At 66.6% G+C, this 25,969-nt stretch carries 18 protein-coding genes and 1 tRNA gene; 9 read left to right on the top strand and 10 right to left on the bottom strand.

From position 1 onward, the window contains the following. Positions 1–10 precede the first annotated feature (10 nt). Positions 11–1,639 (bottom strand): alpha,alpha-trehalase TreA, encoded by a 1,629-nt coding sequence (gene treA, locus BCL79_RS17670; RefSeq protein ID WP_121043431.1) that lies wholly within the window; start codon positions 1,637–1,639, stop codon positions 11–13. Positions 1,640–1,802: 163 nt separating this feature from the next. On the opposite strand from treA, the gene BCL79_RS17675 reads away from it, so the two are divergent. Then, positions 1,803–1,878: transfer RNA gene (locus tag BCL79_RS17675), tRNA-Thr, on the top strand. Positions 1,879–1,936: 58 nt separating this feature from the next. Here the strand turns inward: BCL79_RS17675 and BCL79_RS17680 are convergent. The 6 genes from BCL79_RS17680 to BCL79_RS17705 form a co-directional block, all read right to left on the bottom strand. Further along, complete coding sequence (locus BCL79_RS17680; protein ID WP_121043434.1) at positions 1,937–5,011, bottom strand: efflux RND transporter permease subunit; 3,075 nt, start codon at positions 5,009–5,011, stop codon at positions 1,937–1,939. After that, entirely contained in the window at positions 5,008–6,108 is a 1,101-nt protein-coding gene (locus tag BCL79_RS17685) for an efflux RND transporter periplasmic adaptor subunit (RefSeq protein ID WP_121043437.1), read from the bottom strand. Before BCL79_RS17685 ends, BCL79_RS17680 begins: the two co-directional genes overlap by 4 nt. A gap of 49 nt (positions 6,109–6,157) precedes the next feature. Then, positions 6,158–6,790 (bottom strand): TetR/AcrR family transcriptional regulator C-terminal domain-containing protein, encoded by a 633-nt coding sequence (locus BCL79_RS17690; protein WP_121043440.1) that lies wholly within the window; start codon positions 6,788–6,790, stop codon positions 6,158–6,160. A 76-nt stretch (positions 6,791–6,866) separates the two neighbouring features. Then, positions 6,867–8,201, bottom strand: a complete 1,335-nt coding sequence (locus BCL79_RS17695; RefSeq protein WP_121043443.1) for a GGDEF domain-containing protein — start codon at positions 8,199–8,201, stop codon at positions 6,867–6,869. Continuing rightward, positions 8,198–9,004, bottom strand: a complete 807-nt coding sequence (locus BCL79_RS17700) for an alpha/beta fold hydrolase (RefSeq protein WP_121043445.1) — start codon at positions 9,002–9,004, stop codon at positions 8,198–8,200. The genes BCL79_RS17695 and BCL79_RS17700 overlap by 4 nt, the downstream gene beginning before the upstream one ends. A gap of 35 nt (positions 9,005–9,039) precedes the next feature. Further along, positions 9,040–9,384, bottom strand: a complete 345-nt coding sequence (locus tag BCL79_RS17705) for a hypothetical protein (RefSeq protein WP_121043588.1) — start codon at positions 9,382–9,384, stop codon at positions 9,040–9,042. Positions 9,385–9,454: 70 nt separating this feature from the next. Between BCL79_RS17705 and BCL79_RS17710 the strand changes: the two genes are divergently transcribed. After that, complete coding sequence (locus BCL79_RS17710; protein ID WP_121043591.1) at positions 9,455–10,465, top strand: 2-hydroxyacid dehydrogenase; 1,011 nt, start codon at positions 9,455–9,457, stop codon at positions 10,463–10,465. A 76-nt stretch (positions 10,466–10,541) separates the two neighbouring features. On the opposite strand, the gene BCL79_RS17715 is transcribed toward BCL79_RS17710, so the two are convergent. Next, on the bottom strand, positions 10,542–12,566 hold the full coding sequence (locus tag BCL79_RS17715) for an acyltransferase family protein (protein WP_121043448.1): 2,025 nt from the start codon (positions 12,564–12,566) through the stop codon (positions 10,542–10,544). A gap of 368 nt (positions 12,567–12,934) precedes the next feature. On the opposite strand from BCL79_RS17715, the gene cyoA reads away from it, so the two are divergent. The 4 genes from cyoA to cyoD are packed head-to-tail and all read left to right on the top strand — an operon-like array spanning position 12,935 to position 17,005. Beyond that, positions 12,935–14,011, top strand: a complete 1,077-nt coding sequence (cyoA, locus tag BCL79_RS17720) for a ubiquinol oxidase subunit II (protein ID WP_121043451.1) — start codon at positions 12,935–12,937, stop codon at positions 14,009–14,011. An 8-nt stretch (positions 14,012–14,019) separates the two neighbouring features. Then, positions 14,020–16,017, top strand: a complete 1,998-nt coding sequence (gene cyoB / locus BCL79_RS17725; protein WP_121043594.1) for a cytochrome o ubiquinol oxidase subunit I — start codon at positions 14,020–14,022, stop codon at positions 16,015–16,017. A gap of 20 nt (positions 16,018–16,037) precedes the next feature. After that, positions 16,038–16,655 carry a cytochrome o ubiquinol oxidase subunit III gene (gene cyoC / locus BCL79_RS17730; RefSeq protein WP_121043454.1) on the top strand — a complete coding sequence of 206 codons (618 nt, stop codon included), beginning with the start codon at positions 16,038–16,040 and terminating at the stop codon, positions 16,653–16,655. Next, positions 16,655–17,005 (top strand): cytochrome o ubiquinol oxidase subunit IV, encoded by a 351-nt coding sequence (cyoD, locus tag BCL79_RS17735; protein ID WP_121043457.1) that lies wholly within the window; start codon positions 16,655–16,657, stop codon positions 17,003–17,005. The genes cyoC and cyoD overlap by 1 nt, the downstream gene beginning before the upstream one ends. 128 nt (positions 17,006–17,133) lie before the next feature. Here the strand turns inward: cyoD and BCL79_RS17740 are convergent, their stop codons facing one another. Next, positions 17,134–19,197, bottom strand: coding sequence for a putative bifunctional diguanylate cyclase/phosphodiesterase (locus BCL79_RS17740; protein ID WP_121043460.1), 2,064 nt, complete (start codon positions 19,195–19,197; stop codon positions 17,134–17,136). Positions 19,198–19,345: 148 nt separating this feature from the next. Here BCL79_RS17740 and radA point away from each other — a divergent pair, with 148 nt between their 5' ends. From radA to BCL79_RS17755, 3 genes are all read left to right on the top strand, one after another. Beyond that, entirely contained in the window at positions 19,346–20,725 is a 1,380-nt protein-coding gene (radA, locus tag BCL79_RS17745; protein ID WP_121043463.1) for a DNA repair protein RadA, read from the top strand. Between the two features lie 161 nt (positions 20,726–20,886). Further along, the gene (locus tag BCL79_RS17750; protein ID WP_121043466.1) at positions 20,887–22,743 is read left to right on the top strand and encodes an ATP-binding protein; all 1,857 of its coding nucleotides are present in this window, start codon (positions 20,887–20,889) and stop codon (positions 22,741–22,743) included. A gap of 47 nt (positions 22,744–22,790) precedes the next feature. After that, positions 22,791–25,097, top strand: coding sequence for a tetratricopeptide repeat protein (locus tag BCL79_RS17755; RefSeq protein WP_121043469.1), 2,307 nt, complete (start codon positions 22,791–22,793; stop codon positions 25,095–25,097). Between the two features lie 43 nt (positions 25,098–25,140). On the opposite strand, the gene BCL79_RS17760 is transcribed toward BCL79_RS17755, so the two are convergent. Next, positions 25,141–25,935: a cytochrome C assembly family protein gene (locus BCL79_RS17760; protein ID WP_121043472.1), complete on the bottom strand. Its 795-nt coding sequence runs from the start codon at positions 25,933–25,935 to the stop codon at positions 25,141–25,143. Positions 25,936–25,969 lie beyond the last annotated feature (34 nt).

The following is a 25,969-nucleotide window of genomic DNA, read 5'->3' on the forward strand; positions in this document are numbered from 1 at the left end:
GGCCGCTGGATCAGTCCGCGGCGTCCACATCCTGGGCGCTCTCGCACGCACGCTTCGGCGCACACAGGCGATCCAGCAGCGCCAGCGTGACCCCGTTGCTCCAGCCGAAGCCATCCTGCAGCGGGTACTCGCCACCGCCGCCGCCGGTGGCCGAACCGTCGACCACGTACTTCTCCACCAGCTTGCCCTCGCGGTCATACACGGTCTGCACGGTGCGCAGGAAGCGCGTGCCGATCCGGCGGGCGAGGGTGTCCTGTCCATAGCGCTGCAGCCCGTCCACCGCGACCCACTGCAACGGTGCCCAGCCATTCGGGGCATCCCATTGCTGCCCGGTTGTCACGGTGGTAATCAGCAGCCCGCCATCGCGGAGCAGCTGCGAATCGACTGCCTGGGCGGTACGGCGTGCCTGCGTGCGCCCGGCGACGTCCAGCCACAAGGGGAACAGAGCGGCTGCGGTCAGGGCGGGGCGGGTCTGGCCACGCTCCAGATCGCGGTCCACGTACCAGCCTTGCTGGTCATCCCAGAGCAGTTGGTTGATGGCGTGCTGACGCGCCTTCGCCAGTTGGGTGAAGGTGCGTGCGCCGCTGCGATCACCGGCCGCCTTGCTGGCGCGGGCCACGGTCGTTTCCAGATGGAACAGCAGGCTGTTCAGATCGACCGGCACGATCGCCGTGGTATGGATGCTCGCCAACGCAGACGGCTCGGCGAGCCAGCGTGAGCTGAAATCCCAGCCCGATTCCGCACCGGCGCGCAGGTCGCGATACACCTGCGAAGGGGCGCGCTGCGGCGCCAGGGCGGCCGTGGCCACATCGTCCATCCAGGACTCTGTGCGTGGCACCGCGCGGTCGTCCCAGTAACGGTTGAGCAGTTGCCCGCCCGCCAGCCTGACCACCCGTTCGCGTGCCTCGCCCGGCGCCAGCGTTTCCGCGCCGCGCATCCAGAATGCACGCTCGATGCGCAGCTGCGGCAGGTAACGGCGGTAGGCGTCATCGCCTTCGTGGGTGGCGAGTAGATCCACCATCAGGCTGAAGAACGGCGGCTGCGAGCGGCTCAGGTAGTAGCTGCGGTTGCCGTTGGGAACATGGCCGTAGCTGTCGAGCTGGAACGCGAAGTTGTCCACCATGTCGCGCACCTGCTGCCAGCGACCACTGGAGGCCAGCCCGAGCAGGGTGAAATAGCTGTCCCAGTAGTACACCTCGCGGAAGCGCCCGCCGGGCACGACGTAGGGCTTGGGCAGCGGCAGCAGCGAGCCGTTCGGATCCACCGTGTCGATGGTGCGGGTCAGCACGGGCCACAGCCCCTCGATGTGCGCGCGCAGCGTCTCGCCCGCTGGTGGCACGTAGGGCTGGGTGTCACCGGGCACCGCGAAGTGCTCGGCCACGAAGGTTGCCAGATCGAATCCAGGTTGGGTCTTGGCGCGCTGCCACTCGGCGAGGAGGGGTGCGCTGGGCTGGCGGGGCACTGCATCCGCGAAGGTCTTCTGATCCTTGAACAGGTGTGCGCCCTGGACCTGCTGGAACAGGGGCTGCCACTGCTGGTCCGGTGTCTGCGGCGTCGGTGCCGTGTCGCGTGCCAGCGCAGTGGCACTCAGCAGCAGGGATGACAGCAGCAGACCGGCCAAGCGGGGACAGGGGCGCATGGGATGCCTCCGGAGGTGGGAAATCCACTGTACGGGGCGGCGCGTCAAGGGCTGGTACTTCCGGGGCAGCGCGCACGCGGTCATTGGGGTGCGGGCCGTTTGACGGTGCGGCCGCTTCCCTGATTGACCAAAGTGGTCCGCACCCCCTAGAATTCACGACCTCGCCGGAATAGCTCAGTTGGTAGAGCGGCGCATTCGTAATGCGTAGGTCGTAGGTTCGATTCCTATTTCCGGCACCAGATACAGCAAAAAGCCCCGGCCTTGGCCGGGGCTTTTTGTTTGGGGCGTTCGAGGCGATCAGCCTGCTGGGTGCACCGGATGCGAAGACCGCCGCCGGAACTTCCGCGACAGCCAATTCCCCGCATCATCCACCACGGTGAAGGCCGCGGGAATCACGATCAGGCTCAGCAGCGTGGAGGTGATCAAGCCCCCGATCACGGCGATCGCCATGGGCGCACGGAAGCTGGAATCCCCGGCAAAGCCCAGCGCGATCGGCATCATGCCCGCGCCCATTGCCAGGGTGGTCATGATGATCGGCTGTGCACGCTTGCGGCAGGCATCGATCAGCGCGTCGTGCTGGCTCATGCCGTGCTCGTCTTCGGCCATCACCGCGTAATCCACCAGCAGGATGGAGTTCTTGGTGGCGATGCCGATCAGCATCAGCAGGCCAATCAGCGCCGGCAGCGAGAGCATGTTCTGGGTGATCAGCAGCGCGCCGAACGCGCCGCCGGCAGACAGCGGCACCGCAGCCAGAATGGTGACCGGCATCAGCGCGTGGTTGAACAGCAGCAACAGCACCATGTAGATGCAGATCAACCCGGCGGCCATCGCAAGCATGAAGCCGATGAACAACTCGACGAACACCTCCGCATCGCCGGTGTTGAGGAAGGTCACGCCCGGCGGCAGCTGCTTGACGCCCGGCAGGGCCTGCACCTCGGTCATCACATCGCCCAGCGGACGACCGTTGAGTTCGGCGGTGAGGGTCACGTTGCGCTGGCGCTGGTAGCGCGTGATCTGCGAGGGGCCGCTGCCTTGCTGGATATCGGCGACCGCCGCCAGCGGCACCGGGCCATTGCGGCCGGGCACGCGCAACTGGCTGATCAAGCCTGGGTTGGCCAGGGTGGCTTCGGCAAAGCCGACCCGGATCGGTACCTGGCGGTCGGGCAGGTTGAGCTTGGCCAGGCGCTGTTCGTAGTCGCCAGCGGTGGCGATGCGGGCGGCTTCGGCGATGTCGGCGGTTGCGACGCCCAGGTCCGCGGCGCGGGCGGGATTCGGCACGATCTGCAGTTCCGGGCGCAGCAGCGAGGCGGTGGAGGTGACGCTGCCCAGGCCCTGGATACCGCGCAGGTCGCGTTCCAGTGCGGTGGCGGCATCCTGCAGGCGTTGCGGGTCGTCACCGGAGAGCACCAACTGCAGCAGGTTGCCGGGCTCGGAGCTGACATAGCTGACGCGCACGCCGGGCAGATCGGCCAGGCGCTCGCGCGCCTCACGTTCCAGCACGCGCTGGTCGCGGTCGCGTCCGTCGGCGCTGCCCCAGTCGAGCACCAGGGTCGCCTTGCGCGGCTCCCCGACGCCGGTCGCACCCGGATCGCCCAGGTCGAGCACGCTGCCGACCGCGGTATAGACCTGTTTGAGTTCGGGCATGTCCTTGAGCAGCCCGCGCGCGTGTTCGGCGACGGCCACGGTTTCCTGCAGGCGCGTGCCCGGCGGCAGTTCGAGATTGAGGTTGCTGCGGCCCAGATCGGACTGCGGGATGAAGGTGGCCGGGATGAACGGCACCAGCGCCAGTGACGCGACGAACAACCCGGTGGCCAGCCACAGGGTGCGGCCGCGATAGCGCAGGGCGGCGTCCACCCAGCCCAGGTACCACGTCATCAGTTTGGATTCCGGCTTCTCCTCGCCGTGCGGCTTGAGCAGGTAGGCGGCCATCATCGGGGTGAGCAGGCGGGCCACCAGCAGCGAGAACAGCACGGCGGTGGCAGCGGTCCAGCCGAATTCGCGGAAGAACTTGCCGGCGATGCCGGGCATGAAGGCCACCGGCACGAATACGGCGGCCAGCGTCAGCGAGGTGGCGATCACCGCGTTGCCGATCTCGCCGGCGGCCTCGCGTGCGGCTTCCAGCGGTGGCTTGCCCATGCGCAGGTGGCGCACGATGTTCTCGATCTCCACGATCGCATCGTCCACCAGGATGCCGACCACCACGGACAGCGCCAGCAGCGTGATGATGTTGAGGGTGAAGCCGAAGAAGTACATCACCGCGAACGTCGGGATGATCGACAGCGGCAGCGCCAACGCGGACACCCACGTTGCGCGCCAGTCACGCAGGAACAGCCACACCACCAGCAGCGCCAGCAGCGCGCCTTCCCAGAGCATGGTCATCGAGGAATCGTAGGAGCGGTGCGTCTCATCGATCGCCGTGGTGACCAGGCGGAAGTCGATGCCGGGATGCTCGGCCTTGATCTTGTCCAGCGCGTCATGCACGCCGGCCTCCACCTTGACCTCGCTGGAGCCGCGGGTGCGCGACATTGAGAACGCCACCACGCCCTTGCCGTCCAGCAGGGCGGCCTCGGTGGGATCGGCAGCGCCATCAGTGACCGTGGCCAGCGTGGACAGCCGCACGGCGCGCCCGTCCGGCAGGGCGATGGAGTAGTCGCGCAGCGCCTGTGCGTCACCGACGGTGCCCAGCGTGCGGATGGTCTGCTGCGCGCCCTCGACCTCGGTCTTGCCGCCGGCACGCTCCACCTGGATGCGGGCCAGCTGCTGCGATACATCGCCGGCGGTGATGCCCATCGCGATCAGGGCATTGGGATCCAGATCCACGCGTACCTGGCGCTGCACGCCGCCCACGCGGGTGACGCGCGCCACACCGGGCACGCCGTACATCGCACGTGAGATGTCACGGTCGACGAACCAGCTGGCTTCATCGGTGGTCATGTGCGGGGCGACCAGCGCGTAGGTCATCAGCGAGCCGCCGATATCGACCTTGGAGATCACCGGTTCCTGGATGTCCTGCGGCAGGTCGGTGCGGATGCGGGTGACTGCGTCGCGGGTGTCATCCAGCGCGGTGGCAAGATCGGCTTCCAACTGGAATTCGATGGTGGTGGTGCTGACGCCTTCGCTGACCGAGGACATCACGCGCTTGACGTTGTTGACCGTCGCCACCGAGTCCTCGACCTTGCGGGTCACTTCCGCTTCCAGCTGGCTCGGCGATGCGCCCGGCTGGGTGACGGTGACGGTGGTCATCGGGAAGGCGATGTCCGGGAAGCGGGCTACCGGCAGCTGATGGAAACCCCACAGGCCGGCCACGCACAGCACGAAGAAGATCAGCAGCGCAGGCAACGGGCGGTTGATCGCCCAGGCAGAGATGTTCATCGGGCGGCGGCCTTGGCATCGGCCACCACGCGCACGCGGTCGCCCTCACCGAGGAAGCCGGCGCCATCCACCACCACCTGATCGCCCGCCTTCAATCCTTCAAGGATCGCGGTACGGCCCTTGACGGCCTGGCCGGTGCTGACGCGGTGGCGGGTGGCCTGCTGTGTGTCGTTCACGGTGAACACGTAGTTGTGGCCATCGCGCTGCACGATTGCTGCGGTCGGGATGGTCAGCACCTGGCCGTCGCCGGTGACGATGCGGCCATCCACATAGATGCCCTGTTTGAGCGGGCCGGGCGTGGGCAGGTCGGCGTAGATCGTGCCGGTGCGGGTCTGCCCATCGACACCCGGGGTGACCGCGCGGATGCGGCCGCTGACCACCTGGCCGCCGTACGGCAGCTCCACGGTGTTGCCGACGGCGACATCAGCCAGCTGGTTTTCCGGCAGCTCCGCGCGCCATTCCAGGCGGCCATCGCGGATCAGGCGCAGCAGCTCGGTACCGGCGGAGACCACCTGGCCTGGCTGCACCAGGCGCTTGGAAATCAGGCCGTCGGCCGGCGCGCGCAGGTCGGCGAAATCGCGGCGCAGCTTGGCGGCGTCGCGCGCGGCACGGGCGGTGGCGGTCTGCGCCTCGGCATTGATGCGCGAGGCACGCAGCTCATCCAGGCTGCTTTCGCTGATCAGCTGCTGGGCGGCCAGCTTGGCGCTGCGCTCGAAGTTCATGCGGGCCAGCTCCTGCGAGGCCTGCGCCTGCCGCAACGAGGCATCGGCCTGCGCCAGCTCGCTGTCCAGGGTGCGATGGTCCACCTGCAGCAGCACCTGGCCCTGCTTGACCCATTGCCCCACGTCCACCAGCAACGCGGTGACGCGCTGGCCGCTGATCTCCACGCCCAGCTGCATTTCCTCGTAGGCGGTGACCGGCCCGGAAACCAGCACCGTGCGCGCCATGGTCTGCTGCTGCGCGGGCGCCAGCGAGACCGGCAGCGCCGAGCTGGCAGCGGCGGCGTCGGCCGAGGCCTTGTCGTCCTTGCCGCCACACGCGGACAGCAGCGCAGCGACCAGGATCAGGGAGAAACTGCGGAAGGAGGGTGCACGCATGGAGTGGCTTTCCGGGTCGGAACAGCGGGAAAAGAAAGGAAGGGGGCAATCAGGATTCGCGGGACAGGCGCAGTGCGATGCCATCCAGCATCAGGCCCAGCCCCTGCTCGAAGCGGGCGTCGAAATCGACCTCGCTCCACACGTCACGGGCCTGCCAGCAATGGGGAAAGCGGGCCTCGGCCAGCGCCATGAACGCCTCACCCAGCGCCTCCATGCTGCCGTCGCCGGGCCAGGACTGCTCCTCGATGACAAAGCCCATCGTGTAGTACACCAGGTCCATCGAGGTGGTCGCGGCAAAGCGTGCCGGCGCGCCGGCGCCCATCAGCGCGGCGATGCTGGCCTCACCCACCCGCAGCACGTTCTCGGTCGCCAGGAAGGTGCCGGCATACACCCGCGCACCGTCACGGCGGGCCTTGAAGGCCAGGCGGAACTCGCGCCCGATCTGCAGCAGGGTCTGCCGCCATGGCTGCCCGGCGGGGATCGTACGGGCGACGTCGCCGATCATGGCGTCGGCCATGGCGTCGATCAGCGCCTGCTTGCTCTTGAAGTGCCAGTACAGAGAGGGCGCCCGGATGCCCAGCGAGCAGGCCACCTTGCGCAGGGTAATACCCTCCAGGCCGGCCTCGTCGAGGATCCGGAAGGCCGCCTCGACGATGTTTTCCCGCGCGATGGGTTGGCGCACTGTGCTCTGGCCTAACGTTGTTAGGGGGCGAATCTAACAGTGTTAGGCTGGCGCGGGCAAGTGCCGCCCGCGTGCCTCAGAGGTCGATCAGGTCGGCCTGCAGCGCCGCCATCCGGACCCGGTTCCGGCCACTCGTCTTGGCGTCGTACAGCGCCTCATCCGCCCGGGCGATCAGCGCCTCCAGCAGCCGCTGGTCGCCGCCCGGCAGCGCCTCGCCGATCGCGCCACCGACGCTGACGGAGACGGCAATGCGCTCGCCGCCCACGAGGATGGGTTCGGACGCCACCGCACTGCGCAGCCGTTCGGCGGCGGCGGGGATCTCGTCCACCGCGGACGCCGCCAGCAGGGCAATGAACTCCTCGCCGCCGAAGCGGGCGAACAGATCGCGCTCCCGCAGGGCGTCCCGGCAGCGCTTGGCGACCACCTTGAGGACTTCATCGCCGACCGGATGGCCGTAGGTATCGTTGATCTTCTTGAAGTGATCCACGTCCACCATCAGTACCGCGACGGCGCGGCCGTTGGCTTCGCGCGCGGCGATGATCTGGGCCGAGCATTCTTCGAAATGACGGCGGTTGGGCACGCCGGTCAAGGGATCGGAGGAGGCGAGGCGGCGCAGCTCGGCGGCCATCAGCAGATCGGCGGTGACATCGGTGAACAGCCAGATGCGCCCATGTGCGCCGTTGCCGCGCACCGGGTGGGTATCCACCTCGAAGGTGCGCTCGCCCAGTGTCCAGTTCTGCTTGGCCGCGAACTGGTCGTTGTTGATCTGGGCGCTGTAGGCCAGCTCCAGTTCGCCATGGTTGTCGCACCGTTGGCGCAGGGCGCGCATCGGGCCGGCGAGATCCGCGGCGCGGTGATCACCTGCCGTGCAACCCAGCAGTTCCGCTGCGTGCTCGTTGACCGCAGCACCTACGCCATCGCCATCGATCAGGACGATGCCCGCGGGCACACTTTCAAACAGATCGAGGAACTGATTGCGGACGATGGCGCCGCGTGCGGCTTCCCGCCGCGCGGACAACAGCCGCGCCACGCTCGTTGCCAACAGCGGCACCTGCGCCGTCAACGCTGCGGGCGCAGGGGCGCTTCGCCAAACCAGCAGCAGGCCGCTCAGCGGCGCCCCGTGCGAAGGCGCCGGGACGTACAGCAGGTGGGCGGGGAGGCCTTCCAGGGCATGGATGATCGCCGTCGGCAGCCTGAACCCCGCCGCGTCCATGGCTTCGCCGTTCCAGCGGCACTCGAGGATGCCGCTGCGTGCCAGGTTGAAGCTCGGCGAGGGCAGTGCCGGGGCCGAGACCGCCCAGGTCGCCCGGCCGCCGGCGTCCACTTCCACCGCCATCACCAGGTCGGCGTGGGAGGCGAGGCGGGCGAACTGGCACAGGGCGGCCAGCGCGTCACTGTCGGACGTGGTCACAACGCGGTGCCTGCCAGTCGCTGTTCGAGGATGCGCATGACGTCATCCGGCGCGGTCATGTGCGGAAGATGCCCTGAGGCATCGATCACATCCAGGGTGGCGCCCTCGATCGCGTTGGCCAGCCAGTGGCCGACGGCAACCGGTACCGCCACGTCGTGTGCGGTCTGGATGAGGTGGACCGGGCGTGAAACCCGCGCGGCCAGGCTGCGCAGATCGGAGGTGAAAATCGTGCGCGACGTGTTGAGTGCGATGTCCGGGCGCATCTGGAACAGGGTATTGGAGAAATCGGCGACAACCGCGCTGTCCTCCACGCCGACGACCATCGGGGCGAAACCGGCGATCCAGGCCTGGTAGTTCGCACGCATGCTCTCGAACAGCTGCTCCAGGTCCTGCGGCTTGAAACCGCCGGTGTAGCCGGCGTCGTCGAGATAGCGCGGCGACGCACCGATGATGACCAGGCGCTCGAACAGCTCCGGCCGTGCAACGGCGGCGGCCGCGCCGATCATGCCGCTCATCGAGTGGCCGATGTAGGTGCAGTCACGCACGTCCAGTTCGTCCAGGATGTCGATCAGATCGTCGGCATAGCCGAACAGCGAGCCGTGCCGTTCGAAATCGTAGGTCTGCGCACCGTGCGGACCGCAGCCGGCGAGATCGAAGGAGATCACATCAAAGCGTGCTTCAAACCAGGGGCGCAGGGCGTTCCATGCGGTCTGATCGGTACCAAAGCCGTGTGACAGGATCGCGACTGATTTGCCCGCACCGGTACGGCGCCCGTTGAACCGCTCGAAACTTTCCACGCACATCCACCCATGGCGTCCTGCAAGGGCCGAATACTAGGTCACGGGCGCGCGCGGGTCCAACGCGCGCCCGTGCCGAAGACCAGTTGCCGCAGATAGCCGCCGATGAAACCTGCGATGGCCCCTGTGAGCGCACCGAGCAGCAAACGGGCGGCGACGCGGGCGATACGGCCGCCATGCAGCCGCACCCACGGCAACAATGTCATTGCCTGGGCACCGATCAGCAGGACCAGCACATCCAGCCCCAGCGCATCCACCACGGGCAGCAGTGGTGCAAGCAGTGGATTGCAGGCCATCAGGGTCACGATCGCGGCAGTGAGCGCGAACAGGGTGCGCCGGCCCATCGGCGTGGCGGTCCAGCGGAGAAGGCGGGCAGTCAGGGACACGGCAGGCTCCAGGCAGTTGGCCGGAGTGTACTGCGGTATCGTCATGCTCGAACTCCCGGGGATCACCCTCATGAAGATCGCAGTATTCAGCGCCCGCCCGTACGACCAGCAGTTTCTCGATGAGGCCAACCAGCGCCGCGGGGCAGGGCAGCCGTTCGAGTGTCTGTACTTCGATGCCGCGCTGGATTTGCATACCGCGCCGCTGGCGCAGGATTGCGAGGCGGTCTGCGTGTTCGTGAATGACCGGCTGGATGCCCCGGTACTGCAGGCGCTGCACGCGATGGGCGTGCGTGCGGTCCTGCTGCGCTGCGCCGGCTTCAACAATGTCGACCTGGCGGCGGCGGGGCAGCTGGGCCTGTTCGTGGCCCGCGTGCCCGCGTATTCGCCGGAGGCCGTGGCCGAACACGCGCTGGCGCTGGTGATGACGCTCAACCGCCGGACCCACCGTGCCTACAACCGCGTGCGCGAGGGCAACTTCATGCTCGATGGCCTGCTGGGCCGCACGCTGCATGGCAAGACGGTGGGCATCGTCGGCACCGGGCAGATCGGCCTGGCCACGGCCCGCATCTTCAAGGGCATGGGCTGCACCGTGCTGGGCCACGATCCGTATCCGTCGGCGGCCTTCGCCGCGATCGGCACGTCGGTGGCGCTGGATGAGCTGCTCGCCCGCTCGGATGTCGTCTCGCTGCACTGCCCGCTGACGCCGGACACCCATCACCTGATCGACGATGCGTCACTTGCCGGGATGAAGCCCGGGGCGATGCTGGTCAATACCTCGCGCGGCGGGCTGGTGGATACCCATGCGGTGATCCGCGCGCTGAAGTCGCGCCGCCTGGGGCATCTGGCCATCGATGTGTACGAGCAGGAGAGCGGGCTGTTCTTCCAGGACCGGTCTGGCGAGATCATCGACGATGACGCGTTCCAGCGCCTGATGACCTTCCCCAATGTGCTGGTGACCGGGCACCAGGGCTTCTTCACGGTGGAGGCGCTGCAGGAGATCTCGGCGATCACGCTGCGCAACCTGGGGCAATACGCCACTGGTACGCGGTGCCCGAATCTCGTACCACCGCCCGGCGGGTAACCCCCAAACGCACGCGGCCACCCCAGTGACGGGGCGGCCGCGTGCGTTCTGACACCTGTCGCGTTCGCAGCTGCGGTCAGGGCGAGCCCTGCAGCAGCTGCTTTTCAATCAGCTCCAAGGTGAAATGGGAGCCTGCCGGCGTAAGGTGGACGATATCCAGATAGAACGTTTCACCGCTCTTTGAATCCGAGCGCGTGAGGCAGCCATCGTCGTTGCACAGTACCTCGGTCAGCGAGATATATTCCACGCCGGTCTGCTTGGCAATTTGGCGCATAAGCTCCTCGGCCGTGGCGGTCCGGTAGTCGGCAGCTCCGGTCGCGTGGTCGCCCTGGCCCATGCCGTACTTGCTGTAGTCCAGACGCGACGAAGGTGTGGCATGCAACGGATCATCGCGCCAGATGTTGAACACGATCCGCGACGGAGTGTCCTTCCACGACGGCGGCGGGCCCAGCATGACCACGCGACGAACACCCAAAGCCTTGAGGCGAGTGAGCGTCGCAGGCAGATTCGCCTTGTCGTAGTAGTGCCACATGGCGGCCATCAGCACGGTATCCGGCTTGAGTCGAGCGATGGAGGCCAGGGCCCAGTCGTTGTTATAGGTACACGCCGGATTGGTGCCCGCGAAGTCGGCCATCGGCGGGCAGGCTGAAGACGTGAACTGCGCCAGACGCATCTGGTCGCTACGCTGCTGCAGGCCGCGGATGCCGGTGTACAACGAAGCAGCAGACGAGTCACCCCACAGCACCCAAAGCGGCTTGGTACCCTGATCCACGCATTCCGAAGCGTACTTGTCGGCGTTGTCGCCCAGCTCCATGAAGCAGACATGGTTACGCAGGCCAGCACGATAGGCCTCCAGGTCGTACTCGGTGGCGCGCTGGATGATCTCGGGATAGCGGGACGGATAACCAGCGTTATTCCAAGCCCTGTAACCGAGGACGCCGATGATGGCCATGCCCACCAGCAGCGCGGCGACCTTGATGCCGCCGTGCCGCGACGACCGCAGCGGCCGCTCGACCAGACGCCAGGTGAGCCAAGCAAGAGCAACGCTGGCCAGTAGCAGGCCGGCGCGGTCCAGGCTGCTCAGATCGCCGTAGGCATTGCGGGTCAGCGTCAGCAGCGGCCAATGCCAGAGATACAACGGGTAGCTGATCAGACCAACCCATACGAACGGGCGGCTGGAGAGGATCCACCGTGCAACCGGCGTGGACGGGCCCGCGCCGATTAGCAGGGCGGTGCCCAGCGTCGGCAGAAGGGCGCGTACACCGGGGAAGGGCATGGTGGAACGGATGCTCAGCATGGCGATCACGAGCAGCGCCACGCCCACCCATGCAGCGCAGGCGCGTACCAGTGCCGCTGTTCCGGCAGGTATCACCACGCCGGAATGGCTCAACCTGGCCGCCCACCAAGTACGCTCGCGAGCGCCTTGGGCCGAGCTCCAATGCGCGAGCATGCCACCGATCATCAGCTCCCAGGCTCGGGAGAGGGGGGAATAGAACGAAGCGGTTGGATTACCGCCCTGATGGTGCAGGTTCACCACGAAGGAGGCGGCGGCGGTGGCGATGATGACCGGCATCAGAGGCAGGCGCATCCGCCACGCCGACCACAGCAGCAACGGCCAGGCGAGGTAAAACTGCTCTTCGATGCCCAGCGACCACAGATGCAGCAGCGGCTTGCTGGCCGAGGCAGCGTCGAAGTAGCCCGCTTCGCTCCAGAGCACCAGATTGGCGACGAACCCGGCGCCACCGGCGGTATGTTTGCCCAGATGGGCGAGATCTTCGGCCAGCATCGTCTTCCAGCCGAACGCGAAGCAGGCCGCCAGGACCAGCAGCAGGGCGGGGAAGATCCGTCGCACGCGGCGCGCGTAGAAGTCCCCGATGCTGAAGCGGGACTGATCCAGGCCATCCAGGATGACCCGGGTGATCAGGAAGCCGGAAATGACGAAGAACACATCCACGCCGACGAAGCCGCCGGGCAGGAGTTTCGGAAATGCGTGATAAAGCAGAACGCCTATGACCGCGATGGCTCGCAGCCCGTCAATGTCTGCGCGATACGGTCCATGCGCCTTGACGGCAACCGCAGTTGCCGCATCCTGATGTTGCATCGTGGTCCCCTGTTAAAAAAGCGTCAAGATTGTAGCTTGGAGTTGTGAAAATAATCGACTTGAGCCACCAGCAAGGGTATGCAGGCACGGGACGGATGAGCTGAACGCCCCAATTGTCTATACCTGAACGACGGAAACTGTGCCGATTCGGGCGCCCTGCGCGCACTGCGACAACGTGTCGCAGCCTAAAACAGGCCTTTTCTGCGCCGGATCATTGTCAATGCCTTTCTTAAATGATGCGTGACGGCCTAAAATTGGAAGGCTGACATGATCGTCCTTCGTGCCTGTCCCCTTGGACCGGCACCACCGGCTTTGGCTGGGACGGAGGCGGGCTTGAACTGGCATTCCCTACGCAATTGGATCGACCGATGATTCCGTTGAAACCCCTTGGACGCTTCCTGCGTCCGGGCCTGCTGTTTGCGTTGTCCGTGTTCCTGACGGGCTGCAACTCGGCCATCCTCAACCCCAAGGGCCAGATCGGCCACGACGAGAAGACCCTGCTCATCACGGCGACCGTGCTGATGCTGCTGGTTGTCGTGCCGGTCATCATCATGACCCTCACCTTCGCGTGGAAGTACCGTGCGACCAACACCAAGGCCCGCTATGAGCCGAAGTGGTCACACTCCACGGCCATCGAAGTGGTGGTCTGGTCGATCCCGTGCATGATCGTGCTGGTGCTGGCCGTGCTGACCTGGCGTTCCTCGCACGCGCTGGATCCGTACCGTCCGCTGGACTCGGACAAGAAGCCGGTGGTGATCGAAGCCATCTCGCTGGACTGGAAGTGGCTCTTCATCTATCCCGAAGAGAACATCGCCACCGTCAACGAGATCACCTTCCCGGTGGATACCCCGCTGAACTTCAAGATCACGTCCGATTCGGTGATGAATGCGTTCTTCATCCCGCACCTGGGCAGCATGATCTATTCGATGACGGCCATGGAGACCAAACTCCACCTGATCGCCAACGAGACCGGTGAGTTCCCGGGCATGTCCTCGCACTACAGTGGCGCGGGCTTCAGCAAGATGCATTTCTCCGCGCACTCGGTGACCGAGGCGGAGTACCAGCAGTGGCTGACCAAGGTGCGTGCCGAAAGCGCGACCCTGGACAAGACGGCCTTCGCTGCGCTGGTGGCCGAAAAGAACCACGACTGGCACCCGGTGACCTATTACGGCACCACCGAGGCCGGCCTGTTCGACTGGGTCATCGCCAAGCACATGGGCGACAACCAGCACTACGGCATGAAGCACGACCACAAGGCCATGAAGCATGACGGCGCCGAGGGCGAAAGCCATGAAGGCCACGACATGCAGGCCATGAGCGGAGCCCACGACGAAGCGGCCAAGCTGCCGGTCCATGCCGACCAGCCCGCTGCCGCGGACGCCGCACACACTGCAGACGAGCACGCCGCAGCCGGCCACGCCGGTCACGACGGCTCGGGAGAATGACCATGAATCTGTTGGGTAAACTGACCTTTGCCGACATTCCGCATGACCCGATCATCATCACCACGTTGATCGGTGCTGGTATCGGCGGCCTGCTGGTGTTGGCCCTGATCACCAAGTTCAAGCTGTGGGGCTATCTCTGGAAAGAGTGGTTCACCTCGGTCGACCACAAGAAGATCGGCGTGATGTACCTCATCGTCGCCTTCGTCATGCTGCTGCGCGGCTTCGCCGACGCCATCATGATGCGTGTCCAGCAGGCGATGGCCGCTGGCGGCAACGAGGGCATCCTGCCTCCGCACCACTACGACCAGATCTTCACCGCCCACGGCGTGATCATGATCTTCTTCGTGGCGATGCCGCTGATCACCGGCCTGATGAACGTTGTCGTGCCGCTTCAGATCGGCGCACGCGACGTCGCCTTCCCGTTCGTCAACTCGCTCAGCTTCTGGCTGTTCGTAGCGGGCGCGGGCCTGGTGATGATCTCGCTGGGTGTCGGTGAGTTCGCGCAGACCGGCTGGCTGGCCTTCCCGCCGTTGTCAGGCAAGGAATACAGTCCAGGGGTAGGTGTCGATTACTACATCTGGGGCCTGCAGGTCGCCGGCCTGGGTACCACGCTGAGCGGCATCAACTTCTTCATCACCATCTTGAAGATGCGCACCCCCGGCATGAAGCTGATGCAGATGCCGATCTTCACCTGGACCGCGCTGGTCACCAACGTGCTGATCATCGCCGCCTTCCCGGTGCTGACGATCACCCTGGTGCTGCTGACCCTGGATCGTTACCTGGGCACGCATTTCTTCACCAATGACGGTGGCGGCAACGCCATGCTGTACATCAACCTGATCTGGATCTGGGGTCACCCGGAAGTCTATATCCTGGTCCTGCCGGCCTTCGGCGTGTTCTCCGAGGTCATCGCCACGTTCTCGCGCAAGGCGCTGTTCGGCTACAAGGGCATGGTCTACGCCACCGCCTGCATCGGCGTGCTGTCGTTCCTGGTCTGGCTGCACCACTTCTTCACCATGGGCTCGGGTGCCAACGTCAATGCCTTCTTCGGCATCACGACGATGATCATCTCGATCCCGACCGGTGTGAAGATCTTCAACTGGCTGTTCACCATGTTCCGCGGTCGCGTGCAGTTCACGACCCCGGTGCTGTGGACGATCGGCTTCATGGTCACCTTCACCATCGGCGGCATGACCGGCGTGATGCTGGCGATCCCGGCCATCGATTTCGTGCTGCACAACAGCCTGTTCCTGATCGCCCACTTCCACAACGTCATCATCGGCGGCGTGGTGTTCGGCATGTTCGCCGGCATCACCTACTGGTGGCCGAAGATGTTCGGCTTCCGCCTCAATGAAACCTGGGGCAAGCGCGCGTTCTGGTGCTGGTTCATCGGCTTCTATGTGGCCTTCATGCCGCTGTACATCCTGGGCTTCATGGGCATGACCCGCCGCATGCAGAGCTACCCGAACATGGAATACCAGCCGCTGCTGATCGTCGCCATGTGCGGTGCCTTCATCATCGGCGCCGGCATCCTGTGCCAGGTGATCCAGATCGCCGTGTCGATCCGCGACCGCAAGAAGACCGCCGACCTGACCGGCGATCCGTGGGACGCCCGTACGCTGGAGTGGGAAACCTCTTCGCCGCCGTCGTTCTACAACTTCGGCTCGCTGCCGCGCGTCAACGAACTGGACGAGTTCTGGGAGCGCAAGCAGCGCGGTGAGGCGTGGGAGCGCCCGGCCAAGTACACCGACATCCACATGCCGCGCAACACCGGCACCGGTGTGGTGATCGGCGCCTTCAGCCTGGTGTTCGGCTTTGCGATGATCTGGCACATCTGGTGGCTGGCCATCGTGGGTCTGGTCGGCATGATCGGCACCTTCATCTGGCGCACCTTCGACAAGGACGTGGATTACTACGTGCCGGCCGCGGAAGTGGAGCGGATCGAAAATGAGCACCGTCGCCACCTGGTGGCGCAGGGCCTGGTGAAATCGGAGCTGAAGGCATGAGCACCACTATCCCCAACACCATGAACCCTGGGCACGCCGCGCACGCGGCGGCCCACGGCCATGACGACCACGAGCACCACGACACCGGCGGCAATACCGTCTTCGGTTTCTGGGTGTACCTGATGAGCGATTGCCTCATCTTCGCCACCCTGTTCGCGACCTACATCGTGCTGTCCGGCGGCACCGACGGCGGCCCCGGCCCGAAGGACCTGTTCGAACTGTCCTTCGTCGCCTGGGAAACCACGCTGCTGCTGGTCTCCTCGCTGACCTTCGGCCTCGGCATGATCGCCATGCACAAGCAGAAGGTGGGCCAGATGTACGCATGGCTGGCCCTGACCTGGCTGCTGGGCTTCGGCTTCATGTGCATGGAAGTGTGGGAGTTCAACCACCTGATCCACCAGGGCTACGGTCCGGACCACAGTGCGTTCCTGTCGGCGTTCTTCGCGCTGGTCGGTACCCACGGTCTGCACGTGAGCGCGGGTCTGCTGTGGCTGCTGATCATGTTCATCCAGATCAAGCAGAACGGCCTGACCCAGACCAACAAGACCCGCATGGCGTGCCTGAGCCTGTTCTGGCACTTCCTGGATCTGATCTGGATCGGCGTGTTCTCCGTCGTCTATCTGAATGGAGCGCTGTAATGGCCGCACATGACAATCACGCACACGATCATGGCCACAGCGCTGCCGGCGAAAGCCATGGCAGCGTCAAGTCCTACCTGATCGGCTTCGTCCTGGCCGCCGTGCTGACCATCATCCCGTTCTGGGCGGTCATGCATGGCGACCTGCCGCGCTTCACCACCGGCGTCATCATCGTCGTTGCCGCGGTGCTGCAGATCCTGGTGCACCTGGTGTTCTTCCTGCACCTGGACCGCTCCTCGGAACAGCGCTGGAACGTCAGCGCGGCGGCCTTCACCGTCGTGGTGATCGGCATCATCGTCGCCGGCTCGCTGTGGGTCATGCACAACATGAACGTGCACATGATGCACTGACGTCTTCGCGACGTTGCCACACGCAGAAAGGCCGCCCTCGGGCGGCCTTTCTGTTTGGTTCGCCCTCGCATCCGTATGAGAAGCCGCGGCGGGGCTCGGCTACCGGAACCGAGGCGCCGAGCCGCGCGCTACGCTGCTTTCGCCAGCCGCATGAACTCCGCCGCATCCACCGGCCGCCCGAGGTGGTACCCCTGCAGCTGATCGCAGCCCATGTCGCTCAGGTACTGGCGTTGGCCGGCGGTCTCCACGCCCTCGGCGACGATCTGCAGCTGCAGCGAGCGGCCCAGCGCGATGATCGAGGAGACGATGGCGGCATCTTCAGCGTTGTCTTCCAGATCGTGCACGAAGGCGCGATCGATCTTCAGCTCGGTGGCCGGCATGCGCTTGAGGTAGAGCAGGCTGGAGTAGCCGGTGCCGAAGTCATCGATGGAGATGTTCACGCCCATCGCGGTCAGTCCATGCAGGATCAGCAGGCTCGCTTCCACATCGCGCATCGCAGTGGTTTCGGTCACCTCCAGCGTCAGCCGCTTCGGGTCCAGCCCGTGTTTCTCCAGCGTGCGGCGCACGGTCTCCAGCAGCGTGCTCGAGCCGAACTGCAGCGGCGACAGGTTCACCGCCATCGTCCAGTCCGGATGCCCGGCATCGTGCCAGTGGCGCAGCTGCGCGCAGGCCCGGTCGAGCACCCAGTCGCCGATGGACAGGATCAGCCCGCTGCGCTCGGCGATCGGGATGAACGCATCCGGCGACAGCAGGCCCAGTTCGGGGTGCTGCCAGCGCACCAGCGCCTCGGCCCCGATCAGCGCGTTGCCGTTGGCCTGGAACTTGGGCTGGTAGTGCAGCACCAGCTCGCTGCGGCTGACCGCCTTGCGCAGCTCCTGCAGCAGCTTCAGCTGGCGGTTGGCGCTGACGTTGAGTGACTGGGTAAAGAAGGTATAACCGTTCCGGCCCGAATCCTTGGTGTGGTACATGGCCGCATCGGCGTGGGCCATCAGATCGCGCTCGGTGGTGGCATCGGCCGGGTACAGCGCGATGCCCAGGCTGGCGCTGACCTGCAGTTCCAGCGCATCGATCTCGAACGGTTCGGCCACGCTGGCGATGATCCGTTCGGCGACCACCGCTGCGTCTTCCGGATCTTCCACCTGGAACACGATGACGAATTCGTCTCCGCCCAGCCGCGCGAACGTGTCCTGCGCACGCAGCAGCGCGGTGATCCGCTCACTGACCTGGATCAGCAGTTTGTCGCCGAGCTGGTGGCCGTAGGCATCGTTGATCGCCTTGAAACCATCGAGGTCGCAGAACATCACCGCGAAGCTGAACTGCCGGCGTTGTGCCTTCTCGATGGCCTGCTCGATCCGGTCCTGCAGCAGCATGCGGTTGGGCAGCTGGGTCAGCGGGTCGTGCAGGGCGGCCTGCATCAGCTTCTCGTTGGCCTGCGCCAGCGAATCGGCGAGCAGGCCGGTACGGGTACGCATCTGGCGATCGAACACCGAGGCGATCAGCGCGATGCCCAGCGTGGCCAGTGTCGTCACGATCACCAGTACGGCCAGCCATTTGGTATCGATGCCCTGGCCGTAGGCCGCGCCGCACAGCGCGCCCTCGGGGAAGTTGGCTGCGGCCATGCCGGTGTAGTGCATGCCGACGATGGCCAGGCCCATCACCAGCGAGGCCAGCCCGCGCAGCAGGAACGGCCGGCGCTGCTCCAGGCGCAGCCGGAAGGCGATCCACAGCGCCGCACCGGCCGCGCCGATCGCGATCAGGATCGAGGCGGCAAACCACACTGGGTCGTAGTCGATGCCCGGCTGCATCTCCAGCGCGGCCATGCCCAGGTAGTGCATGGCCGCGATGCCCAGCCCCATCAGCACCGCGCCCGCGCACAGTCGCGACCACGGCAGCTGCGCACGCGAGACCAGCCACAGCGCATACGCCGAGGCGCCGACCGACACCGCCAGCGAGTACAGGGTGATGGCCAGGTCATAGCCGACCGGGATCGGCAGGTGGAAGGCGAGCATGCCGATGAAGTGCATCGACCAGATGCCCAGGCCCATCGCACCGGCGCCACCGGCCAGCCACCAGCGGGCGACCCGGCCGCGGGTACTGGCCAGGCGACCGGCCATGTCCAGCGCGGTGTACGAGGCGAGGATGGCGACCAGCAGCGAGAACACGACAAGACTCTGGCTGTAGGTGCCGGTCATGGAGAAGCCTGGAAAAGGTTGAAGGAGGGCAGTGGCCCGCCGGAGTATCGGCATCGCGGCCGGAATCTTGAGCAGGGGCGCTCGGCGTCTCGGTTGCTGCGACGCGGCTCGGCTATCCTGCCCCATCGATTCTGAAGCGGAAGTGGACATGGCCAAGCGACTCACCGCTTACGTCTGCAGTGAATGCGGCGCCGAATACAGCAAGTGGCAGGGCCAGTGCACCGAGTGCGGGGTCTGGAACACGCTCAGCGAAATCACACTGGAAAGCGCGACGCCCACCAAGTCCTCGCCGGCGTCGCGCCGTTCCGGCTGGGCCGGCAAGGTCGATGCGCCCAAGATCATGGCGCTCAAGGACGTGCAGCAGACCGAGCACCTGCGGGTGAGCACGGGCATCGGCGAGTTCGACCGCGTGCTCGGCGGTGGCCTGGTCGAAGGTGCGGTGGTGCTGGTCGGTGGCGATCCGGGTATCGGCAAATCCACCCTGCTGCTGCAGGCGGTGGCGAAGATGGCGGCCAGCTTGCCGGTGCTGTACATCACCGGTGAGGAATCGCTCTCGCAGGTCGCTGGCCGCGCGGTGCGGCTGGATCTGCCGCTGGACAACGTCAACGCGCTGGCCGAAACCCAGGTCGAGGCGATCCTGCAGCATGCCAGCGTGGCCAAGCCGCGGCTGATCGTGGCCGATTCGGTGCAGACCCTGTGGACCGAATCGCTGACCGCCGCGCCCGGCTCGGTCAGCCAGGTGCGTGAGAGCGCCGCGCGGCTGGTGCGCTTTGCCAAGGAAACCGGCACCGCGGTGTTCCTGGTCGGCCACGTCACCAAGGAGGGCGGCATTGCTGGCCCGCGCGTGCTCGAGCACATGGTCGACGCGGTGCTGTACTTCGAAGGTGAGAGCGGCAGCCGATTCCGCCTGCTGCGGGCGTTCAAGAACCGCTTCGGCGCGGTCAACGAGCTGGGCGTGTTCGCCATGGGCGAGAAGGGCCTGAAAGAGGTCTCCAATCCCTCGGCGATCTTCCTCTCCGGCGGCAGCACCCAGCAGCCGGGCAGCTGCGTGATGGTCACCCGCGAAGGCACGCGCCCGTTGCTGGTGGAAGTGCAGGCACTGGTGGATGCCTCACCGCTGTCCAACCCGCGCCGGGTGGCGGTGGGGCTGGAGCAGAACCGCCTGGCGATGCTGCTGGCGGTGCTGCACCGCCATGGCGGCGTGCTGGTGGGTGACCAGGACGTGTTCGTCAACGTGGTGGGCGGCATCCGCGTGCAGGAGACCGCCGCCGATCTGCCGGTGCTGCTGGCGGTGCTGTCCTCGCTGCAGGACCGGCCGCTGGCCGAGAAGACGATCGCCTTCGGCGAAGTGGGCCTCTCCGGCGAGATCCGCCCCGTGCCCAACGGTGAGGACCGCCTGCGCGAGGCGGCCACGCATGGCTTCAAGCGCGCGATCGTGCCCAAGGCGAACGCGCCGAAGACCGGCAGCGTGAAGGGCATGGAGGTGATCGCGGTGGAGCGGTTGTCGGAGGCGATCGACGCGCTGTGACCGGGGCCGGGCCGAGGCTCGGTTGTCGCGCCCCTGTGAGCTGAGCCCATGCTCGGCTCACCCATGACGAATGGGTCTGCGGTCAGCCAGCCTGTGCTAGTTTTCCGGGCTCGACGAAGGCGCCCTCCGGCGCTTTTCCGTGGCAAGGAGTAATCGATTACATGCAGGACCCGATGTTCAGCACCCCCGCTGCCGAAATCCGCCGCGCCGGGGTCGATCTCAATGGACTGATGACGGTGCTGGGCAAGCACCTGTATTCCACCCCGATGGTGGCGCTGCGCGAACTGGTGCAGAACGCGCACGATTCGATCATCCGTCGCCGTATCGAGCAGCCGGGCATCCCGTGTGTGTCGCGCATCGACGTGCAGGTCGATGCCGCCGCCGGCGTGCTGCGCATCACCGACACCGGTGCCGGCCTGACCCGGCAGGAAATCCACGATTACCTGGCCACGGTCGGCGTGGGTTACACCCGGGGCCTGCGCCAGGAGGGCGAGGACAATGACGGCTTGATCGGCATGTTCGGCCTGGGGTTCCTGTCGGCCTTCGTGCTGGCGCGCCGTGTCAGCGTGCGCACCACCTCCTACCAGGCGCCGGAGCTGGGCCACCTGTACGTGTCCAGCAACGCCGAGCAGTACACCGTCAGCGACGTGCCGGCACGGGTGATCGGCACCGAGGTCGAGCTGGAGCTGCATCCGGACTTCCTGCCGCTGGCCAACGAAGCGCGCCTGCACGAGGTGCTTGGCCGCTACTGCGCGCTGCTGTCCGAACCGATTTTCATCGGCGCTGCCGCCGAGGCCATCAACCCTGAACCGCCGCCGTGGCGCGGGCAGGGTGATGTCGCGCTGCATCCCGTGCAGGCGCGTCGCCAGGCGCTGCAGTTCGCTGCCCGTTTCGAACACGATTTCGAGCCCATCGTGACGATGCCGCTGCAGTCCGATGGCAGCAGCGATGCCATCGGCATGCTCTGGGTGCAGGATGGTGCCACCTACGGCACCAGCGACAACCGCAACCTGTCGGTGTTCGTGCGCGGCATGCTGCTGGACGACGATGCACGCGACCTTTTGCCGCCGTGGGCCGGTTTCATCGGCGGGGTGATCGAGTCGTCGAAGCTGACCCCGACGGCCAGCCGCGAGGATCTGCAGCGCGATGATCACTATCGCGCCGTGCAGCACGCCCTGCTGGAAGCGCTGATCGATGGCCTGGCCGACGTCGCACGCCAGCAGCCCGAGGCCTGGCGGCGTGTGCTCAGCCGGCACAATGAAGCCCTGCTGGGCGCAGCCCTGTGCGATGAGCGCCTGTTCGACCTGCTGCTGGAACACGTGCGCGTGCCGACCTCGCAGGGTGACCTGCCGGCCAGCGCGTTGCCGGCGCGTGGCGCGGTGCATGTGATCCTCGACAACGGTGGCGGCTTCGAGGAAATGCTGTTCCGTGCGATGGGCGTGCCGGTCGCGCATGGCCATCGCTATGCAGTGGTGCCCTTCCTGCGCCGCTGGGCCCAGGCCAAGGGCCTGCGCCTGGTTGAGCTCGGTACCGAGCAGGGCAATCGCGCACTGTTCCGCACTGACCACAGCCTTGACGATGCGCAACTGGCCTGGCTGCGTGAACACCTGGGCGATGGCGAACAGCTGCTGCCGGCGCGCTTCAGCCCCGAGGCGCTGCCGGTGGTGGCGGTGCCCGACCGCGAAGCCGAGCTGAAGCAGCGCCTGGAAGACGACGAGAACGACAAGCGCGTCTCGATGGCCGCCTTGCGCCTGGCGCGCCAGTTCACCGCGCGAATCGAGGCGCGTGCGCCGTCACGGCTCTACCTCAACCTGGACAATCCAGCGGTGCAGGCATTGCTGCAGGCCCAGCGCGATGGCCACCCGCAGGCCGCCTCGGCCGCACGCCTGCTGCGCTCGCTGAAGATCATCGTGTCCGCACAGGGCCGGCCGTTGCAGCGGGCTGCGGCAACGCCGGGCCCCGATCTCAATGGTGCATTTACCGATATTGCCGGTGCCCTGCAGCAGATGCTGCGCTGAGCACCGCCCCCTCTCATCCAGCCTTCGCTAGACAGGAGCATTCCCCCATGGATATCTGGAACTGGGTTGAAAAACTGCAGGAAGACCTGCGTCAGGCCGGGCAGGCACAGAACGCCCACCTGCTGACCCGCCTTGCCGATGACGTCAGTGAACTGCAGGTCGACCGCGTCGATGCACTGCTGCCCGAAGCGCGCGCGCTGGGCAAGGCACTCGACAATCCCTGGGTCGACGTCTATGTCGGCCATTGGGCGCTGCGCAACCGCGTCGGCAACCGCATGGAAGGTGAAAGCGCACTGGGCGAGTCGGTGGCGCTGTTCGAGCGCGCACACCGTGCCGATACCCTGGACTGCCCACAGTCGATCTGCGTCACCCAGGATCTTGCCGCCTGTTACGGCAACATCGATGGTCCGGGCTGGGTGCCCGAGCGCATCGAGGTCTGCGACGAGACGCTGGGCCGCATCGACCCAAGCTGGGCCTGCTTCCAGTGCCTGAGCTGCGAGAAGGCGGACGCGCTGCTGGACGACGGCCGCGGCCAGGACGCGCTGGAGTACCTGCAGGTGCAGGCGGCGGCGATCCAGGCGCGTGGCAAGGAGGTGTTCGACAGCTTCCCGGAAATGCAGATCAAGATCCTGCTGGCCAGCGGCCGTGCGGAGGAGGCGCTGGCACTGATCGAGCAGCGCGAGGCCGAAGTGGCTGCTGCAGGCGACTACGAGCCGGCCAACTGCACAGTGCCGCGCCGTCTGTCCAAGGCCTGGGCGCTGGCGCAGCTGGGACGTGATGAAGACGCACTGCAGCAGCTGGTGGCATGGAACGAGCTGACGCCGAACCACTGGCGGTTGTGGGCCAATACCGCCTCGACACTGTGCAGCCGGGATGGTGCACGCAATACCTGGGATCTGGGGACGCGGTTCAACACGATCATCGAGCACTTCGCCGCGGTCGGCGCGCATCGCTTGGTGATCGAGATCGCTGCATTGAGCCTGGAACTGGCCCTGCAGCGTGGTGCGCGCTGGGTGGCGCAGCGCCAGCTCGGTCTGGCCCGGACCCATCTGGCGCAGCTGCGGCAGGATCGTGGCGCTGCCGCGCTGGTGGCCGGCTTGGCCGCACGGATCGAGGCACTGCCGGAGATGGCACCGCTGCCGGTGCCCGCCGATGAACTGCTGGCATGGCTGCAAGCGCAGGGCGAACAGCACCAGTCGCGCGATCCCGAGCGTGAAGCGCAGTGGCTGCTGCAGGCGCACGCCGAGCAGCCCGACGACGACGCACTGGCCGAGGTCGCAGCCTCGGCGCTGCACGCCTGCGGCGCTACCACCGAAGCCATGGCGCTGCTGTGGGACTTCGTGCGCGGCCACGCGCAGGAAGATGGCGCGGCGGCCTACACCCTGATGCGTTGGCTGGCCGAGCAGGGCGATGATGATGGCCTGCGCCGGCTGGCCGCGACCTATCGCGACAGCGTGCCGGTGTTCGCGCACTGGTGCGAAGTACAGCGTGCACGGCGCGCGTCCGACTGGCCGGCGATGGAACAGGCCGCGCAGGCGTTGTTGGCGTTGTCGCCGGGCTCGAACGGCGCACGCCGGACGCTTGCCAGCATGTACATGGAGACCGGCCGTTTCAGCGATGCGCAGGCCTGCTACGCGCAGTTGGTGGAGACGCTGGAGGAGCCGAATGCCGCGCACTGGGACCACATGAGTGCCGCCAGCGCGGCGCGCGACTGGGATGCAGTGCGCCGCTCGGCGGCCGCGATCGGCATGGAATTGTCCAGCCAGCAGGGCGTGGTCGAAGAGCCCTGGGGCTGGGTGATCATCCGCAGCGAAGACGGCGGCGAGCCGGTGGAGTACTACGCCCGCCGCAGCGGGCCGGTGACCGCGCGCATCGTCGAGAACGCACCGGCCAACCGCGCGCAGCAGGTGGGTGACTGGGTGGTGTTCGACGCCGGCCTGGTGCACCCCGCACCAGAAGATGAAGCCGAGCGCGAGCACTTCATTCCGACCTATGCGCAGGTGCACGTGCTGGAGCGGGGTGGATTCGCCCGCAGCTGGCTGGTCGACGGCGCGCATCCGGGCGAGGCGGCATGGAACGCGCTGGTGGAAGCGGCCGAGGCGCAGGGCTGGAAGGTGTGGTCGCACAGCCGTGCGGACTACACCGTGACCGATCCGGATGCCGAAGACGGGGCGCTGCCGGGGCTGCTGTTCACGGTCGCCCAGCCGCAGGATCACGCGCCGCTGGCACTGCATCGCTTCCTGCAGCAGGCGACGGCGGAGTGGGCGCACCCACACTGCTGGCTGCGCCTGGCCGAGGCCTGCGACCAGGACCGGCAGCCGCATCTGGATGCGATCGAACGGTACGGGTTGTAGTCAGAGGATAGCGGGTGGGTGCCGACCGTTGGTCGGCACGCCGCTATCGCGTGCGTCCGAACACCAGTTCGATCACGAACTGGCTGCCGAAGAACGCCAGCAGCAGCAACGCCATCGCGGTCAGGGTCCAGTGCACCGCCTTCGCGCCGCGCCAGCCGTAACGGCGGCGCCCGATCAGCAGCGTGCCGAACACGATCCAGGACAGGATGCTGAGCACGGTCTTGTGCACCAGCTTCTGGGCCAGCAGGTCATCGACGAACAGCACGCCGGTGACCAGGGTCAGCGTCAACAGCGCAAAGCCGACCGCGATCACCCGGAACAGCAGCGCTTCCAGGTCCGCCAGCGGGGGCAGGGCGCGCAGCCACGGGCGGAAATCACGGCGGCGCAGGGCGCGTTCCTGCAGCCACAACATGATCGCCAGCAACGCGGCCACGCTCAGGGTGGCGTAGGCGAGCAGCGCCATCCACGCGTGCGTGGCCAATTGCCAGCCCAGCGGCTTGCTCGGCTCGTGGCCGTAGGCGTGATAGATCCACAGCACTACGGCGGCCATCGGGAACACCAGCACGCCAAGCGCCGCCATGCGCCCGCGCGCGGCGACCAGCGAGGTCAGCCACGCCATGCCCAGCCCGACCAGCGACAGGGCGGCGAAGAAGTGCATGTCCGGGCCGCCGCTGGTACGCATCGCCACCAGCACGTGATAGCCGCCGTGCAGCAGCATCGCCGGCAGCGCCGGCCACAGCCAGGCCGGGGAGGTCACCGCATCATCGCGGACGACCGCGCGCACCAGCAGGCCGGTGGCGGTCAGGTACAGCAGGGTCGCGATGAGAACGATTGTCATCGTGTCAGTTTCGCATACCCCCGGGGTGCTGGCG

The organism is Stenotrophomonas rhizophila (genome assembly GCF_003651185.1).
In the GTDB taxonomy this organism is placed as follows: Bacteria; Pseudomonadota; Gammaproteobacteria; order Xanthomonadales; family Xanthomonadaceae; genus Stenotrophomonas; species Stenotrophomonas maltophilia_Z.